Genomic DNA, 17183 nt, shown 5'->3' on the forward strand with positions numbered 1-17183 from the left:
TCCGTCGTTCGCGTCCGTACGGTCACGGTTGCCGTCGGCATATATGATAGTTCCTCCGCAGTTATCAGCGGTGAGAAACTATTCGCCGGGCCGACGGCGCGGGACCGGGACCGCAGTCACCTCAGCGCTTTCCCGTGCGGAGCCGCTACCCCGTATGTGAAACGAAACGTCGGACGGATCGACGCGTTCGCACGGGTCGCCGGCGGCGCCGCGCTCGCGGTCATCGCCGTCCTCGTCGCGAGCGGCGAGGTGAGCGTTCCGGTGGGCTCCGCGGTCGGCCTCGGCCTCGCCGGCGCGGTGTTGATCGTCGAGGGCGCGACGCGGCGGTGTCTGCTGTATCGGGCGCTCGGAATCGACCGCTGTCCGGTGGAGTGACCCCGACGGGGACTACCTGACCGTCTCCCGACCGGTCACGGTCTCCACCTCCAGTTCGTACAGCGAGAAGTCGACGCGCTCGACCGCTTCGTCGAACAGCCGAAACGGCGGAAACCACTCGTTGAGCGTCTCCTCGTCGACGTCCCCCTGCCACTCCCGGAGCGGGCCGCGGACCTGAACGCTCCACGACTCCGTCGCCGAGCCCTCGTAGCACACGAACGTGGCGGTCTCGGTCGTCTCGATGAACTTCCCCTTCTCGCTGTCGCCGTCGTGCTCGCTCACGCGGAGGAGGAACCGGTCGCCGTCGTAATGGTAGCTCAGCGGGACGGCGTACGAGTCGTCGGCGTCAGCGAGCCCGAGAACGCCGTGCTCGCCCGCTCGGAGGCGGTCGTCGACGTCGGACTCGGACATGCCGCTCGTGTACACGTACTCTGCGTGTTCCATACGTCCGACACGCGGCGGAGGGACAAATAGGCACCACTCCTGTCAATCGACCGTCAGCACCCCTTGCGCCGGCGCCGGCCGATTCGAACACGGCGCGTCGGGACCCCGAAAGCTCGCGCCCGGGGAGACTCACTCGCCCTCGCTCCACGGGAGCGGCTCCGTACACCAGTGACAGAAGTCGAGCTCGGCGTCGGTCTCCTTCCCGCAGGCCGGGCACTCGACCCGCACGGCCTCGCCGCCCTCGCCGGTGAGTCCGGCGACCGGCGAGCCGGCGGCGCCCCCCTCGTCGTCCGCGCTCGCGGCGCGGCGTCGCACCGCCTCCGCGGTCGCGTTGACGCGCTTCCGCTCGGCGACGTCCGCCCGCCCGACGACGTAGGCGTCGATCGACGAGAGCACGGTGAGGAGGGCGACCGGGAGCGCGACCTCGGTCGGTAGCGCGGCGGCGGCCTCGACCGGCGACGCCGCCGGCCCGGCGGGGTCGACGTCGTAGAGCGCGAGCAGCGCGACGCCGCCGCCGACGACCGTGACGTGCCACAGCAGCGCCCGTCCCCAGCGGCGCAAGACGAGGTGACCGAGCCCCGGGAACGCCAGCGCGAGGACCGCGGCGAGGACGGGACGCAACTGGTCTCGCATACGACGCGGGTTTGGGTGGGGACTATTTACCGTCTGCGGTGTCGACGCTCCGCCCGCCGCGGATAACAACCGTTAATCGACGCGCGGTCCTCCGGTCCGGCATGAGCAGGCAGCGGGCGACCGCGTTCGTTCCCGGGCACGTCACCGCCTTCTTCAGCGCCCATCCGGCCGAGCGCCCCGCGGCGGCCGGGTCGCGCGGGGCCGGACTCGCCCTCACCGACGGCGTGACGGTCCGGGTGTCGGCGGCGGGGACCGAGACCGACGGGTCGGGGACCGCCGACCCAGCGGCCCACGGATCGCAGACCGCCGACCTCCCGACCGACGGCGACGCCGGATCCCGCGCGATCGACGGCGAGCCCGGAACGATCGGCGCGGTCGAGGACGTGCTCGCGGAGCTGGGGGCCGCGGGCGGCGCGGGCGACGCCGACGGGGTCCCCGTCGACGTCGCGGTCGAGACCGACCTCCCGATCGGCGCCGGCTTCGGCGTCTCCGGCGCGGCGGCGCTCGGCGCGGCGCTCGCGGCCAACGACGCCCTCGACCGCGGGCGCTCCGAGAACGAGCTGGTCCGGACCGCCCACGAGGCGGAGGTGAACCGAGGGACCGGCCTCGGGGACGTGGTCGCGCAGGCGCGCGGCGGCGTCCCGATCCGGGTGACGCCCGGCGCGCCGGGCGTCGGGAAGCTCGACGGGATCCCCGCGGTCGGCCGCGTGGAGTACGTCACCTTCGGCGAGCTGTCGACGGAGGCGGTCCTCGGCGGCGACACGACCGCCCTCTCCGCGGCCGGCGAGGCGGCGCTCGACCGCCTCCGCGCGGACCCGCGGCTCCCGACGCTGATGGCCGCGGCCCGCGACTTCGCCGGCGAGGCGGACCTCCTCGTTCCCGAGGTCGCCGAGGCGATCGACGCGGTCGCCGAGGCGAACGGCGGTTCGGGCGGCGCGGCCGACGGCCCCGGGGCGGCCATGGCGATGCTCGGGCGCACCGTCTTCGCGCTCGGCACCGGGCTCTCCGACGCGGGCTACGACCCCCGAGTCTGCCGAATCGACGCCGCGGGCGCGCGGCTCGCCGGGGACCGCAACCGTGAGTAAGGACTTTGCCGCGTTCGGCCGGAGTGGCGGACATGGCTGAGTCGCTCCGCCCGTTCTTCGACGGGCTCTCGGCGCTCCCGCTGACGGTCCACACCGGCACCTCGTACCCGTACCGGCGGTCGTGGTTCGTCGTGTTCGCGCCGCCGAGCGGTTCCGAGGGCGATCACGTCGCACTGCTCGCGCTCGAGGACGAACCAACGTCTGGGACGGCTTCTGGACGTTTCGCCCGGAGCTCGTGACCCGACTGGAGCGGTACATCGCCGAGGAGCTCTGAGGCGGGCGGGCCGCCCGATCCCGCGGCCGCCTCGGGCGACGCCGACGAACAAAGCTTTACCGCGTCGACCGCCTATCTCCGGCAAATGGTACTCGACGACCTCGGTTCGTCCCTGCGGGGCAGCCTCGACAAGCTCCAGGGGAAGACCCGCCTCTCCGAGAGCGACGTCGAGGAGATCGTCAAGGAGATCCAGCGCTCGCTCCTCTCGGCCGACGTCGACGTCTCCCTCGTCATGGAGCTGTCGGACTCGATCAAGACCCGCGCGCTCGAAGAGGAGCCGCCGGGCGGCACCACGGCGAAGGACCACGTCCTCAAGATCGTCTACGAGGAGATGGTCGACCTCGTCGGGGACTCCACGGAGCTCCCCTTGGAGAACCAGACGATCCTCCTCGCCGGCCTCCAGGGGTCGGGGAAGACCACCTCCGCCGCGAAGATGGCGTGGTGGTTCTCGAAGAAGGGCCTCCGCCCCGCCGTCATCCAGACGGACACCTTCCGGCCGGGCGCGTACGACCAGGCCAAACAGATGTGCGAGCGTGCGGAGGTCGACTTCTACGGGAACCCCGACAACGACGACCCCGTCGACATCGCGCGGACGGGCCTCGAAGAGACGGAAGACGCCGACGTGCACATCGTCGACACCGCGGGCCGACACGCGCTCGAGGACGACCTCATCGCGGAGATCGAGGAGATCGAGCGCGCGGTCGACCCCGACCGCTCCCTCCTCGTCCTCGACGCCGCGATCGGGCAGGGCGCCAAGGAGCAGGCCCGCCAGTTCGAGGAGTCGATCGGGATCGAGGGCGTGATGATCACCAAGCTCGACGGGACCGCGAAAGGCGGGGGGGCGCTCACGGCGGTCAACGAGACCGACTCCTCCATCGCCTTCCTCGGGACCGGCGAGACGGTCCAGGACATCGAGCGGTTCGAGCCCTCCGGGTTCATCTCCCGGCTGCTCGGGATGGGCGACCTCAAACAGCTCTCCGAGCGCGTCGAGCGCGCCATGCAGGAGGCCCAGGAGGACGACGAGGACTGGGACCCCGAGGACATGCTGCAGGGGGAGTTCACCCTGAAAGACATGAAAAAGCAGATGGACGCGATGAACCGGATGGGGCCGCTCGACCAGGTGATGGACATGATCCCCGGCATGGGCGGCGGGATGATGGACCAGCTCCCGGACGACGCGATGGACGTCACCCAAGACCGGATGCGCAAGTTCGAGCGGATCATGGACTCGATGACCGAGGAGGAGCTGACGAACCCCCGCGTCGTCGGTCAGTCGCGCACGGAGCGGATCGCCCGCGGCTCCGGCACCGACGAGGAGACGGTCCGGCAGCTTCTGGAACAGCACTCCATGATGGAACAGACGATCAGCCAGTTCCAGGGGATGGGCGAGGGCGACATGCAGCGCATGATGAAGAAGATGGGCGGCGGCGACGGCGGCGGCCTCGGCGACATGATGGGCGGCGGCAAGGGCCCGTTCTGATCGGCGTCTCGCGGCGACCGGACGCCCGCTTCGACCCTCGAGTGGCTTGACGGCCGACGCCGTCGCGCCACTGACACTTTTGAGAGCCGCTCTCGAACTCCCCGTATGGTCCCGGCCTCCGACGAACCGCCGACCGACGGTCCGGCCGGCGCCTCGCCGGACGACGGGCCGTCGGCCGCCGGCCCCGTCACCGACCGCTCGCCCCGTCCCGGCCCGCTCCTCGACCGGACGCTCGCGCACGTCGAGCGGCTCCTCCCCCTCGCGCTCGTTCCGCTTCTCACAGCGCTCCTCAACGTCGAGGACCTGGCCGCCACGGCGGAGACCGACACGGTGGTCTCCGTCAGCGCGTCGTTCCCCGTCTATCGATACGACCTCTGGAGCATCATCGACCCGCCCGGCGACGGCGGCGCGTCGACGTCGGTTCCCTTCGACTCGGTCGGGCCACTCGCGCTCGCCGTCCCGCTCCTCGGCGCGTACGTCGTCGTTTCGGGGGCGCTGAGCGCAGGGTACTTCGGGAGCATCGCCGAGGGGATCACGACCGGTCGATTCGACTTCGTCGCCAACGTCCGACGGTTCGCCGTCCGGCTGATCGCGCTGGAGGCGCTCGTCGTCGCCGCGATCCTCCTCGCCGTCGTGCCGTTGGCCGCGTTCCCGCCGCTGCTCGTGTTTGCCGTGGTCGCCCTCCTCGTCCTCTCGTACCTGTTCTTCCCGACGGTGTACGTCCTCGTGCTGGAGGACCGCGGGATCGAGTCCGCGATTCGGCGGGCGTACGGGCTCGTCACGCGACACCGGCCGCTGTGGTTCTTCCTCGCGCTCGCGGCAGCGACGGCGCTCTGTTCGGTCCCGCTGAGCGCCCTCGCTTATTCCGGTCCGGTACCCGCGGTCGTCGCGGCGGTGGTCGCGGCGCCGATCGCCCTCGCGTTCAACGTCGCGGCGGCCCTGAAGGTCGCCGCGATGGCGGACGTCGACGCGGTCCGCTGACTCGATGGGCGTCTTCACGACCCTTATACGTCCCGCTCGGCTACGATCGATAGATGGAACTCAGGCGGATCGGCGGCTACGACGCACTGATCCTCGTCTCGGTCATCTGGTTCCTCGGGAAGTTCGCTCGCTACCTCTTCCCGCCGCTCTTCGGTCCCCTCCAGTCGACGTACGGCCTCAGCAACGCCACGATCGGTGCCGCCTTCTCGGGGTTCATGATCGCGTACGCGCTGATGCAGTTCCCCAGCGGCGCGGTCGCCGACCGGATCGGTCCGGTCCCCGTGGTCGTCGGCGGCGCGTCGGTCGCGGGGGTCGGCGCCCTAGCGCTCGTCGTCGACTCGCCGTTCGCGGCGCTGGTCGCGGCGATGGCCGTCATCGGAGTCGGGACGGGCGTCCACAAGACGGTCGCCGTGCGCCTGCTCGCCCGCGTCTACCCGGCTCGAATGGGGCGGATGCTCGGCATCCACGACACGCTCGGCGCGCTGAGCGGGGTCGTCGCGCCCGCGGTCGTCGTGGCGTTCCTCTCGCCGCCGGCGGCGCTCGCGCTCGCGCTCGACCGGTTGCCCGGCGCCGACTGGCGCGCGCTCTTCCTCCTGACCGGGATCGCCTTCCTCGCGCTCGCGCTCGTCTCCGCCCTGCGACTCGGCGGGCGCTTCGCGAGGGAGCGCCCCGCGACCGACTCGGGAGACACCGAGTCGGTGGGTGCGCGCGAATACCTGCGTCAGTTCGGCGATCGACGCTTCTCGGCGTTCGTCTCGGTGACCGTCGGAGTCTCGTTCGCTCACAACGGCCTCGTCGCGTTCCTCCCGCTGTACCTCGCCGAGGAGGTCGGGCTCGCGACCTCGACCGCGGGCCTGCTGTATTCGGTCCTCTTCGCGGTCGCGCTCGTCCAGCTCCTCAGCGGCGACCTCTCCGATCGGGTGGGCCGGTTCCCGGTGATGGTCGCGACGAGCGGGCTGGCGGCGGCCGGGCTGGCGGCGCTCGTGGCGCTCCCTCCCCTCGACGTCGGCGTCGTCGCGGCCGCCGTCGCCGTCGCCGGTTTCGGCGTCGGATCACACGGGTTTCAGCCGGTCCGAAGCGCGTACCTGATGGAGCTGCTTCCGGAGCGGCTCGCCGGCGGCGGGCTCGGCGTCGTCCGGACGCTGCTGATGGGGGCCGGCGCGCTCGCGCCGGGGATCGTCGGCGTCGTCGCTGATACGGCCGGGTTTCGGCCCGCGTTCGGCCTGCTCGCGGCGGTCCTCGCGGTGTCCGCGGCCGGTACCGTCGCGCTGTGGGTCACCGGGTGACCCGGCGAACGGCTGCCGGTTCGGCACCGGCGGGGCGCGGTCCGGCGACGGTTCGATCGACATCCCGGTCGCCGGCCCTCGGCGTCGCGTCCGTCAGTCGTCGGCGTACAGCGAGTCGAGGACGAACTGGTCGATCGCCTTCCGCGCCTCCGCCGGCGCGTCCTCGTGGCCGAGCGCCATGCGACGGCCGCGCGCGGCGTGGATGACGTCGGTGATGAGCTGGCCCATTCGTTCGGCGTCGACGGGCTCGAACTCCCCGGTCTCGATCCCGTCTTCGACGACCTCGATGATGCTCCCGCGGACGCGGTCGTAGTGCTCGTTGAAGATCTCGCGGTGGTCACCGTCGTTCTGCGCGTGGGTGTACAGCTCGTGGTACACCTTCATGCGCTCCCAGTGGGAGAACTCCTCGAACTCGGGCCCGAACAGGCACTGGTCGATCCGCGCGTCGAGCTCCGAGCGGGGGTCGTCGTCCGCGTCCACCTCGACGCTCCCCTCGTACTGGTCGATGACGTACTCGAGGAACGACGACAGCAGGTCGTACTTGCCGTCGAAGTGGTAGTGGATCACCTGCCGGGTGAGGTCCATCTCCTCGCCGATGTCGCGCATCCGGAGGTCCGTGTACCCGTGCTTGCTCAGCGCACGGAACGTGGCCTCCATGATCACCTCCTCGGTGTCCTTGGAGGAGACGGTCTCGCGGGAGTCGCTCATACGGCCCTCTCCGACGGTGAGACACATAAGCGATCCCACCGTCCGATTCGGTTTACCATACAGTAAATTTTTAACCTCATGGTCAAACGGTACAGTCGGACATGACACGAAAGATCATCCGAAACGGGACCGTCGTCTCTCTCGATCCCGACGTCGGCGAGCTGGCGGAGGCGGACGTGCTGATCGAGGACGGCGAGATCGTCGACGTCGGCCGCGGACTCTCGGCCGAGAACGCCGAGGTCATCGACGCCGCCGGCCAGATCGTCGTTCCCGGATTCGTCGACTCGCACATTCACCTCGCGCAGACGCAGGTCCGCGGCATCGCCGGGGACTGGTCGCTGATGGGCGAGTACTTCGACCACATGCTCGGCAACATCACCGGGCTGTATCGGCCCGAGGACATGTATCTCGGCGGCCTCTTCGGCGCGTTCGAGAAGCTCCACACGGGGACGACGACGGCCTTGGACTGGTCGTACCCCAACACGCTCGAACACGGCGAACGCGCCGTCGACGCGCTGCGAGACGCCGGGTTGCGGGCGGTGTACACCTACGGTCCGCCGGGCGACGACGCGGCGAAGTGGTGGTACGAGAGCGACGTCGGCCTCCCCGAGGAGAACATCCGCGAGCTCTACGAGGGCGCGATCCGCGACGACGACCTGCTCAGCCTGGCGCTCGGGCTCCGCGGCCCGGACTTCTGTACCGATGAGACCGCCCGGGCCGACCTCGAACTGGCCCGCGACTTGGGGGCGCTCTCGACGATCCACATGGGCGCCGCCCTGTGGCCGTCGTCGGTGTACGGCGAGGAGTACCAGGGGTTCGGCGCCATCGAGGACATGCTCGGCCCCGACGTCAACGTCGCCCACGGGAACCACTTCGCGCAGGAGGACGTCGACCACGCCGTCGAGCAGGGCGTCTCCTTCTCGTCGACACCCGAGGTCGAGATGCAGATGGGCCACGGCATCCCCGTCACCGAGAAGGTGCTCGAGGCGGGCGGGCGCCCGGCGTGGGGCGTCGACGTCTGCTCGAACGTCAGCGGCGACATGGGCAGCCAGATGCGGATCGGGATGCAGCTCCAGCGGATGTTCGACAACCAGGCGGTCCTCGAGGGCGACGAGGAGGTCACCGAGGTGAGCCTCTCCGCGCGCGACACGCTGGAGATGGCGACGATCGAGGGCGCGAAGGCGCTCGGCCTCGACGACGAGATCGGGACGATCACGCCCGGCAAGCGCGCCGACCTCGTCCTCTTCGACGCCTCCGACTTCATGACGGCGCCCTCGCACTCCCCGGTCCAGACCGTCGTCTTCCAGGCCGACCCCTCGCACATCGACACGGTGCTCGTCGACGGCGAGGTCGTCAAGCGCGACGGCGAGCTGACGAACCCGAAGGTTCACGAGGAGTTCGACCGGTTCGTCGCCTCCGGCGAGCGCCTGCTCGACGAGGCCGGCATCGACCTGTAGACAGCGCGATTCGACGTCATCACTCACCACATCTCAATGCGACTCGGACAATACCGAACGACGGACGCAGAATCCCCTTGGTGCGGCGTACCGACCGACGACGGCGACGTGATCGACCTCGCCGAGGCGGGCGCGGCCACCGGGGTCCACATCGACGGCGGAACGACCGGCCTGCTCGCCGACTGGGAGTGGCGCCGGAAGGCCGAACTGGCGGTCGAGTACGCGACGGAGACCGGCGTCGGGCGCTACGACGCCGCCGACCTCTCGCGGGCGGCGCCCGTCTCCGACCCGCAGAAGGTCGTCTGCGTCGGCCTCAACTACCGCGACCACGCCGAGGAGGGCGACAACCCGATCCCGGACGAGCCGGTCCTCTTCTCGAAGTTCCCCACCTCGGTGGCGGGGCCCGAGGACGCCGTCACGTGGGACCCGGACCTCACCCAGAAGGTCGACTACGAGGCTGAACTCGTCGCCGTCATCGGCGAGGAGGCCCGCCGCGTCGACCCGGAGGAAGCGATGGATCACGTCGCCGGCTTCACCGTCGGCAACGACGTGTCGGCGCGCGACCTCCAGCACGGCGACGGCCAGTGGGTCCGCGGCAAGAGCCTCGACTCGTTCGCCCCCGTCGGCCCGGAGCTCGTGACGACCGACGAGGTCGGCGACCCGCACGACCTCGCGATCTGGGCGGACGTGAACGGCGAGCGGCTCCAGGAGTCGACGACGGCGAACCTGATCTTCGGGGTCGACGAGCTCGTCTCCTTCTGTAGCCGGGCGTTCACGCTGAAGCCGGGCGACCTGCTGTTCACCGGCACGCCGCCGGGCGTCGGCGTCTACCGCGAGCCGCCGGTGCTGCTGGGGGACGGCGACAGCGTCACGGTCGGCGTGGAGGGCGTCGGCGAACTGACGAGCGAGTTCGCGTACGACGGGGCATAACAACATCGGCGATATTTATAACTGACAGAGCGTGTCGTCGGCAGCTGTTTATACGTCGTTGCTCGGGCGGCGAGAACTCACAAGCGCGGAGCCGCTCAGGTATAAATAGCAGACAGCGGAGCGACGGCGAACGCTCCCAAAGCCCCAGCCGCTCGGTTATAGACGGTCGATATCAGACCGGCGGGGAACATCTCCAAAGCCCCAGCCGCTCGGCTATAGACGGTCGATATCAGACCGGCGGGGAACATCTCCAAAGCCCCAGCCGCGAGGCGGGCGCACGCTCGCTGTGCGCCTCACTCGGTCGCTGACGCTCCCTCGTTGCGGTGCTTGCATCGCCTGCGCCCGCCTCGCGGCTGCCCCTTTGAGTCCCGCCCGCCTGCACCGCATCCTCACGCCTCCCCAACCTCGCGGTTCGCGCTCTCCGAGCGCTCACCGCGTCCCTCGCACGCGCTGACTCGCGGCCGCCGAGGGCGGCCGCCGAGGGCGGCCGCTCGCAGGCGCGCGCCACCGCATCGTATCTTAAATAATCGTCGCGGTCGCGTTCCGTTATTTAAATATCATATATCGGTGTCTACTCCTGCTCGAATCCGAAGACCTCCCGGGGATTCTCCAGCACGACTTTCCGGATGTCGTCGACGTCGATCCCGTACCGGTACAGCTCGAATATCGCGCGCTTGAGGGCGTACGGGTCGGTCCGGAGGACGTTCGCGCAGTCGGTGTCGACCATGATCCGGTCGGGGCCGTACTCGTCGATGGCGTCGGCGACGTCGGCGGCGTCGACGCCGACCAGCCACGAGTGACCGATGGTGTAGCTCAGGTAGCAGTCGGTCTGTTCCATCAGGTACGCGGTGTTGTTTCGGTCGGCGTGCGAGGCGACGACGCGCTCGTCGTCGAGGCCGGCGTCGCGCATCGCCTCCACGTCGAGCCGGACCGCGTCGAGCGCGGGGTTCTCTCCGTCGAGGACGGGGTCGGTACCGAGCCCCGCGTTCTTCTCGTAGCCGGGCGTCACGCCCAGCCCGTCGCGGTAGGGCCGCTTCGCGTCCGTCGACGTGTTCGGCGTGTGGAGGATCACGGGGAGGCCGTGGTCGCGCGCGAGCTCCATCTGCGCCCCGACGACCGCCTGCTGCTCGTCGAGCGCCCACCCCTCGACGTGGCCGGCGGGGACGACGCCGGTCTCGCCGACCGCGACGACCTCGTCGAGCGCGCAGTAGTCGTCCATCGCCGCCAACAGCTCGTCGGGGTCCTCGATGCGGACGCCGGTGTGGACGCCGAGCCCCAGCTTCGCCTCGAAGAAGTGGTTCCGCTCGATGGCCGCGCGGCGATTGATCGCGTCGTCCCAGAGGAAGCGGATGTCGTCGGCCGCGACCGGCTTGTATGGGGTCCAGTGGTAGCCGGACGCGACCATGAGCATGGACCGACACCCGGAGAGCGCGTAGCGCTCGCGGTCGTCCCACGAGAGCGTGTGGGCGTGGTTGTGGACGTCGATCCACGGGAGGGTGAGCAGCTCCCGCGGGGGGTCGATGTCGTCGTCGAGGTGCGCCGCGTCCGTCGGTCGCTTGGTCGGGTGGGGTGTGGTCATGGCGTGTGGAATCGGGATGCCCGCTGCTCTCCACTTTCACCCCCGGCCACTTAGCGTTTTACAGCTTGGTAAAAACTTTAGTACGCGTCCGACGCACGTAGCCGTGTATGACACTGTTGATCGGGACGGACGACGGGCTCTATCGAGTCGACGACGTGCCCTTCGAGCGCGACGAGGCCGAGCGGGTCCTCGACTGCGAGGTCGTCACCGCGGTGAAGTCGTGGGACCACGCGGCGGGCGTCTTCGTCGCGTCCTCGACGGGGGCGTACCGCTCCCGCGACGGGGGACGGACGTGGGAGGACCTCGAGGTTCCCCTCGGCGACCGCTTCTGGCACGCTGGCCAGAGCGAGGTGTGGTCGATCCTCGCGACCGCCGACGGGGCGCTGTACGCCGGGACGAACGACCCGTACATCTTCCGCTCGGTCGACGACGGGGAGACGTGGACGGAGCTGAAGGGGTTCCGCGACCTGCCCTCGCGCGGCCACTGGGAGTCGCCGATCGACCCCCACTACGCCAGGCTCCGGGCGCTGGAGGCCGTCCCGGGGCGACCGGAGCGGCTGATCGCGGGCGTCGAGGCCGGCGGGATCCACCTCAGCGACGACGCCGGGCAGACGTGGACGGACCGGCGCGACACGATCGTCGACGACGTCCACCAGATCCTCCCGATCTCGGAGGACGTGTGGCTCGCGACGACCGGCTACCTCGACCACGACCTGGAGAACCTCGGGCTCGGCCACGCGGTCGGCGAGGGCGGGCTCTGGCGAACGACCGACGCGGGCGAGTCGTGGAGCCGGATCGACGCCGGGAACGACTTCTCGTACATCCGGCGGGTGTTCGTCCACGACGGCACCGTCTTCTTCTGCGGCGGCGAGGAGGCGCCGCCGGCGTGGGTGAACGACGACCACGAGGTCGCGCTGTTCGAGTCGACGAACTTCGGCCGCGACTTCGAGCGCGTCCCGTTCCCGGGCGAGCCCCACGAGATCGTCGAGACGTGGGCCGTGCACGACGGTGACGTGATCTGCGGCTCCGGGCTGTTCGACGTGCCCGATCAGCGCGACGACGTCGAGGGCCGGATCATGCGTCGCGGCGACGACGGCGCCTACGAGACGGTCGGGCGCGTCGACGCGAACGTCAGCCGCATCGAGGTGGTGTCGGCGTGAGCGACGACGACGCGGCCTCGGCCGACGACGCGGCGCCGACGGTGGGGTCCGCCTCCGATCCCCCGTCGGCGATCGGCCGCGCCCTCTACGGCGGCATCCTCGCGTACATGGCCGTCGACGGGTTCAAGAACAACGAGAAGCGGGTCTCGGTCGCCGAGGAGAAGGGCGTCCCGATGTCCGACGTGCTCGTCCCGTTCGTCACCGGGATGCTGTTCGTCGCCAACCTCGGCGTCGTCTTCTGGAAGTTCCCGCGCGCGTCCGCCGGCGCGCTGATCGTCTTCTTCCTCGGCACCACCCCCTCGATCCACGACTTCTGGACGATGGAGGGGAAGGAGCGGCACGGCAACAAGATCAACTTCCTGAAGAACGTCGCGCTCCTCGGCGGCGCGGTGATGCTCCTCGACGCGGCCGCCGAGAGCGCCGACGAGTAGCCGCCGCTTCGGCGTTACTCGTCCGCGCCGGGCGATTCCGGATCGAATTCATCGGGATCGAACGCCTCCGGGTCGAACTCGTGCTCCCGGAGCCGGTCGGGGTCGACGGCCCGGAGCACGGACTCGTCGGTCGCCTCCAACACGACCGGGGGCGCGACCCCCGCGTCGGCCGCCTCGACCCACCGGCCGACGCAGAGGCACCAGCGGTCGCCCGGCTCCAGCCCGGGGAAGTCGAACTCCGGCCGCGGCGTGATCAGGTCGTTGCCCCGCTCCCGGCTGTACGTCAGGAACTCCGCCGTCACGACCGCACAGAGGGTGTGCTCGCCGACATCGCCGTCGACGTCGCGGCAGTAGCCGTCGCGGAGGTACCCCGTCGTCGGCTCGCGGCCGCAGGGCGCCAGCTCGCCGCCGAACACGTTGCGGTCGCCCTCGCTCCCGTCGGTCTCGTCGGTGGACACGCGTGTCGTTCGGTGCCCGCGCGACTTATCGGTGGCGCCGGGCGACCGCCGCTCTCCGGACACCGCAGCGTCGAGCGCGCCGTCGAGCGCCCCCTCGGATCGGTGCGACTATGCGACTTCCGCCTCATCCGGTAGCATGGCCGAACGCTGGCTGTACGGCTGGGGGCTCGGGTCGGTCGCGTTCGGGGGCGCCTCGCTCGTCGTCCCGCTGTACGTCGTCGAGCTCGGCGGGGGACCGTTCGTGCTCGGCGTGCTCGCCGCGGTCGCCGCCGTCGTCGGGGTCCCGGCCGCGCTCGGCGCCGGTCGGATCGCCGATCGGACCGGCAAACGCCGCCCGATCGTGCTCGCGATGCTGGCGCTCGTCGCGGTCGGAATCGGGGTCATCCCGCTCACGGACCGGGTGACGCCGGTGATCGTCGCGAACGGCGCGATCTGGTTCGCGTTCGCGGCGGCGACGCCCGTCCTGACGCTGCTCGCGGTCGCCGACGTCCCGGAGAGCGCCTGGAGCGAGCGGATCGCCCTGTTGAACCAGTACCAGGGCGTCGGCTGGGCGCTCGGGCTGCTGCTCGGGGCGGTCTGGACGGGCGTCGGCGGGCGACTCCTCCCCGCCGAGACCGTGATCCGGTGGCTGTTCGTCCCGTTCGCGGCCTTCGCGGTGCTCGGGCTCGCCCTCGGCGTCCGCACGCTGCCCGCGGACCCGGGCCCCGGCGGCGACCGACGGGCGTCGGGGACGCGCCTCAGGCGCGCCATCCGCGCGGCCGACCGCTTCAGCGTCCGGACCGCCGCGTTCCCCGTCACCGTCGGTCGGGCCGACTTCCGCGGGCTCCACCCGCGCCGGTTCGTCGAGCGGTTCACCCCGGCGCTCGCGCTGTACTTCCTCGCCGTCTTCTTCGCGTTCGCGGGGTTCGCGGTGTTCTTCGCGCCGCTGCCGGCGTTCCTCACCGCGGTCGGCTTCGGCTCCGACGGCGTGTTCGCGCTGTACCTGATAAACGGCCTCGCCGCCGCGGCCTTCTTCGGCGCCGCGGGAGAGCTGACCGCCGACCGCGACGCCGCGCTCCTCCAGCTCGCGTCGCTCTCGACGCGCGCGGTCGCCCTCCCCGCGGTCGCGCTCGTCGGCGCGGCGTGGGGCGCGGCCGCGCTCGGGTTCGGCGTCGCCGCGGCCGTCTTCGCAGTGATCGGGGTGACGTGGGCGGTGATCGCGGTGACCGCGGGGACGCTCGTCGCCCGGCTGTCCCCGCTGTCGATCCGCGGGGAGGCGCTCGGCACCTACGCCGCGCTCGGCGCCCTCGCCGGCGGGGTCGGGAGCGTCGCCGGCGGGTGGCTCGCCGCCCTGAGCTACGCCGTCGCCTTCGGCGTCGCCGGCGGACTGGTCCTCCTCGGCGCGGCGCTGGTGGCCCTCGTCCGACGGTACACGGCCGCGCCGCCGGTCGACCGCACCGCGGGCTGACCGGATCGGGGGGTCCGCCTCGCCGGTCAGTATAAGGAGCGCCCGGCCGAACCCCGACTCAATGAGCCGGAACGACGAGGTCGCCGCCCTCTTGGAGGAGTTCGCCGACCTGCTCGAGGCGACCGGCGTCGAGTACAAGCCGACCGCGTACCGCCGCGCCGCCGAGAACGTCCGCGAGCACACCGCCCCGATCGAGAACCTCGCGGGGGAGGGGGAACAGGCGGTCGCCGAGATCGACCGCGTCGGCGACGCGATCGCGTCGAAGATCGTCGAGTACTTCGAGACCGGCGAGATCGAGGAGCTGGAGGCCCTGCGCGAGGAGCTCCCGGCCGACATGGCGGGGCTCACCGCCGTGGAGGGAGTCGGCCCGAAGACGGTCGGAAGCCTCTACGAGGCGCTCGAGGTGACCACCCTCGACGAGCTGGAGGCGGCCGCGGAGGCGGGCGAGATCCGGGAGGTCTCCGGCTTCGGCGCGAAGACCGAGGAGAACATCTTAGCGAACATCCCGTTCGCCCGCGAGGCGCGGAAACGGACCCGGCTCGGCGACGCCCGGCCCGTCGCCGACGCGGCGCTCTCGTACCTGACCGACGTCGACGCCGTCGAGTCCGCCGAGGTGTGCGGCTCGATCCGGCGCTGGAAGGACACCATCGGCGACATCGACCTCCTCGTCGCCAGCGACGCGCGCGAGCCGATCGTCGAGGCGCTCACCGGCTGGTCGGAGGCGGACGCGACGATCGAGGCGGGCTCCGGGAAGGCGAGCGTCCGCGCGAGCGGGACCCGAGTCGACCTCCGGATCGTCGACCCGGACGAGTTCGGCGCCGCGCTCCAGTACTTCACGGGGTCTCGGGCCCACAACGTCGCGGTGCGCAACCGCGCCATCGACCGCGACCTGAAGCTCAACGAGTACGGGCTGTTCGACGTGAGCGACGTCGACGACGGGGCCGACGCAGACGACGCGAGCGACGACGGGGCCGAGTCCGATTCCCGGCGCGTCGGCGAGCGCGTCGCCGGCGAGAGCGAGGCGGGGGTGTACGAGGCGCTCGACATGGCGTTCGTCCCGCCGGAGCTCCGAGAGGACAACGGCGAGGTCGCGGCGGCCGCGGCGGGCGAGCTCCCGGACCTCGTCGAGACGGTTGAACTGCGCGGCGACCTCCACACCCACACCGACTGGTCGGACGGCGGCTTCTCGATCGCGGAGATGATCGAAGCGGCATCGGAGCGCGGCTACGGCTACCACGTCGTCTCCGACCACGCCGCCGGACCGGGGATCTTCGGGAACACCGGCCTCGACGAGGCCGACATCGCGGAGCAGGCCGCGGCGGTCGAAGACGCGGTGAGCGAGGTCGACGGCGCCGTGATGGGCCGCGAGGTCGACGACGCGAGCGCCGACGACGGAGCGGGCGCCGGCGACGACGCCCGGATCGCGGTGTTCCACGGCATCGAGGCGAACATCGACGCGGAGGGGGCGATCACCACCGACGACGCGACGCTCGCCGACCTCGACCTGGTCGTCGCCTCGCCGCACTCCGCGCTCGGGCAGGACGGCGACGCCGCCACGGAGCGACTGGTCCGCGCGGTCGAACACCCCCACGTCGACGTCCTCGGCCACCCGACCGGCCGCATCATCAACAGCCGCCCGGGGATCTCGCCCGACCTGGCGGCCGTCGTCTCGGCCGCCGCCGACGCCGGCACCGCGATCGAGGTGAACGCGAACCCCGCCCGCCTCGACGCAGACGGCGACGCCGTGCGCGCCGCGGTCGACGCGGGCGCCGCGATCGCCGTGAACACCGACGCCCACTCGCCCCGCGAGCTGGACAACGCCCGGTACGGCGTGCACACCGCCCGGCGCGGCTGGGCCGAGACCGCCGACGTGATCAACGCGCGCCCGGTCGACGGCCTTTGGGAGTTCCTCGACGGCTGATGGCGCCCCGCGTCCTCGTCGACACGATGTGCGGCAAGCTCGCGACCTACCTCCGGATGTGCGGGTACGACGCGGCGTACGCGCTCGACCGCGGGGTCGAGGCCGACGACCGGCTCCTGTCGCTCGCGGCCGACGAGGACCGACTCCTCGTCACCCGCGATCGGGAACTCGCGGCGCGCGCCGCCGACCGCGACCACGGGGCGGTCCTCCTGACCGAGCGCGACGTGCTCGACCAGCTCCGCGAGGTCGCGGCGGCCGGGCTTCCGGTGGCACTCGCCGCGGAGCCGACCCGCTNNAGCGGGTCGGCCCGGAGGGCACCGATGTCGACCCCGACGACCGGCCCGAGTACGTCCCCGACGACGTGGGCGCGTCGCCCGCGGCCGACTCCGATTCAGCCACCGACACCGACCCCCGCCCCGCGTGGCGCTGTCGCGACTGCGGGCGCTGGTTCTGGAAGGGCGGCCACTGGGAGTCGGTCGCGGCGCGGCTCGACGACCTCTGAACCGCGACCCGCGGGACGCCCGGCGCCCCCGA

General features: G+C 71.3%; 16 protein-coding genes and 2 pseudogenes. 13 read left to right on the forward strand and 5 right to left on the reverse strand.

What is annotated here, in order from left to right; translation table 11 throughout:
• The first annotated feature begins 156 nt into the window (after positions 1-156).
• On the forward strand, positions 157-375 hold the full coding sequence (locus tag DJ81_RS05655; protein WP_094524974.1) for a DUF2892 domain-containing protein: 219 nt from the start codon (positions 157-159) through the stop codon (positions 373-375).
• 12 nt (positions 376-387) lie between these two features.
• On the opposite strand, the gene DJ81_RS05660 is transcribed toward DJ81_RS05655, so the two are convergent.
• Both DJ81_RS05660 and DJ81_RS05665 read right to left on the reverse strand, forming a co-directional pair.
• Positions 388-819, reverse strand: coding sequence for a pyridoxamine 5'-phosphate oxidase family protein (locus DJ81_RS05660; RefSeq protein ID WP_094524975.1), 432 nt, complete (start codon positions 817-819; stop codon positions 388-390).
• 129 nt (positions 820-948) lie between these two features.
• Positions 949-1452 carry a hypothetical protein gene (locus DJ81_RS05665; protein WP_094588908.1) on the reverse strand — a complete coding sequence of 168 codons (504 nt, stop codon included), beginning with the start codon at positions 1450-1452 and terminating at the stop codon, positions 949-951.
• A gap of 101 nt (positions 1453-1553) precedes the next feature.
• Between DJ81_RS05665 and DJ81_RS05670 the strand changes: the two genes are divergently transcribed.
• The 5 genes and pseudogenes from DJ81_RS05670 to DJ81_RS05690 all read left to right on the forward strand — a co-directional run bounded on the left by DJ81_RS05670 (position 1554) and on the right by DJ81_RS05690 (position 6558).
• Complete coding sequence (locus DJ81_RS05670) at positions 1554-2537, forward strand: pantoate kinase (RefSeq protein WP_094528177.1); 984 nt, start codon at positions 1554-1556, stop codon at positions 2535-2537.
• 59 nt (positions 2538-2596) lie between these two features.
• A pseudogene (locus DJ81_RS05675) lies at positions 2597-2811 on the forward strand (histidine kinase); the annotation flags it as partial.
• A gap of 85 nt (positions 2812-2896) precedes the next feature.
• Positions 2897-4291, forward strand: a complete 1395-nt coding sequence (locus tag DJ81_RS05680; RefSeq protein WP_094524978.1) for a signal recognition particle protein Srp54 — start codon at positions 2897-2899, stop codon at positions 4289-4291.
• Between the two features lie 105 nt (positions 4292-4396).
• Positions 4397-5272 (forward strand): hypothetical protein, encoded by an 876-nt coding sequence (locus DJ81_RS05685; protein WP_249269087.1) that lies wholly within the window; start codon positions 4397-4399, stop codon positions 5270-5272.
• A gap of 53 nt (positions 5273-5325) precedes the next feature.
• The gene (locus tag DJ81_RS05690; protein ID WP_094588909.1) at positions 5326-6558 is read left to right on the forward strand and encodes an MFS transporter; all 1233 of its coding nucleotides are present in this window, start codon (positions 5326-5328) and stop codon (positions 6556-6558) included.
• Between the two features lie 93 nt (positions 6559-6651).
• Here the strand turns inward: DJ81_RS05690 and DJ81_RS05695 are convergent, their stop codons facing one another.
• Positions 6652-7266: a TetR/AcrR family transcriptional regulator gene (locus DJ81_RS05695; protein ID WP_094588911.1), complete on the reverse strand. Its 615-nt coding sequence runs from the start codon at positions 7264-7266 to the stop codon at positions 6652-6654.
• A 101-nt stretch (positions 7267-7367) separates the two neighbouring features.
• Between DJ81_RS05695 and DJ81_RS05700 the strand changes: the two genes are divergently transcribed.
• A complete protein-coding gene (locus tag DJ81_RS05700) occupies positions 7368-8723 on the forward strand; it encodes an amidohydrolase family protein (RefSeq protein WP_094524981.1) in 1356 nt (451 codons plus the stop codon).
• Between the two features lie 36 nt (positions 8724-8759).
• A complete protein-coding gene (locus tag DJ81_RS05705; RefSeq protein ID WP_094588913.1) occupies positions 8760-9653 on the forward strand; it encodes a fumarylacetoacetate hydrolase family protein in 894 nt (297 codons plus the stop codon).
• A 571-nt stretch (positions 9654-10224) separates the two neighbouring features.
• Here DJ81_RS05705 and DJ81_RS05710 read toward each other — a convergent pair.
• On the reverse strand, positions 10225-11232 hold the full coding sequence (locus DJ81_RS05710; protein WP_094557962.1) for a TatD family hydrolase: 1008 nt from the start codon (positions 11230-11232) through the stop codon (positions 10225-10227).
• 107 nt (positions 11233-11339) lie between these two features.
• On the opposite strand from DJ81_RS05710, the gene DJ81_RS05715 reads away from it, so the two are divergent.
• The gene (locus DJ81_RS05715) at positions 11340-12392 is read left to right on the forward strand and encodes a sialidase family protein (RefSeq protein WP_094525812.1); all 1053 of its coding nucleotides are present in this window, start codon (positions 11340-11342) and stop codon (positions 12390-12392) included.
• Positions 12389-12823, forward strand: a complete 435-nt coding sequence (locus tag DJ81_RS05720) for a DoxX family protein (protein ID WP_249269088.1) — start codon at positions 12389-12391, stop codon at positions 12821-12823. The genes DJ81_RS05715 and DJ81_RS05720 overlap by 4 nt, the downstream gene beginning before the upstream one ends.
• A 14-nt stretch (positions 12824-12837) precedes the next feature.
• On the opposite strand, the gene DJ81_RS05725 is transcribed toward DJ81_RS05720, so the two are convergent.
• A complete protein-coding gene (locus tag DJ81_RS05725; RefSeq protein WP_094525813.1) occupies positions 12838-13281 on the reverse strand; it encodes a DUF2237 family protein in 444 nt (147 codons plus the stop codon).
• Positions 13282-13417: 136 nt separating this feature from the next.
• Here DJ81_RS05725 and DJ81_RS05730 point away from each other — a divergent pair, with 136 nt between their 5' ends.
• From DJ81_RS05730 to DJ81_RS05740, 3 genes and pseudogenes are all read left to right on the forward strand, one after another.
• Positions 13418-14728, forward strand: coding sequence for an MFS transporter (locus DJ81_RS05730; protein WP_094526554.1), 1311 nt, complete (start codon positions 13418-13420; stop codon positions 14726-14728).
• Between the two features lie 61 nt (positions 14729-14789).
• Positions 14790-16649, forward strand: a complete 1860-nt coding sequence (locus DJ81_RS05735) for a helix-hairpin-helix domain-containing protein (RefSeq protein ID WP_094525815.1) — start codon at positions 14790-14792, stop codon at positions 16647-16649.
• Positions 16649-17151: pseudogene (locus tag DJ81_RS05740) on the forward strand (Mut7-C RNAse domain-containing protein). Before DJ81_RS05735 ends, DJ81_RS05740 begins: the two are co-directional and overlap by 1 nt.
• Positions 17152-17183: the final 32 nt, after the last annotated feature.

Origin of the sequence: Halorubrum sp. Hd13 (assembly GCF_002252755.1) — an archaeon.
Lineage (GTDB): Archaea > Halobacteriota > Halobacteria > Halobacteriales > Haloferacaceae > Halorubrum.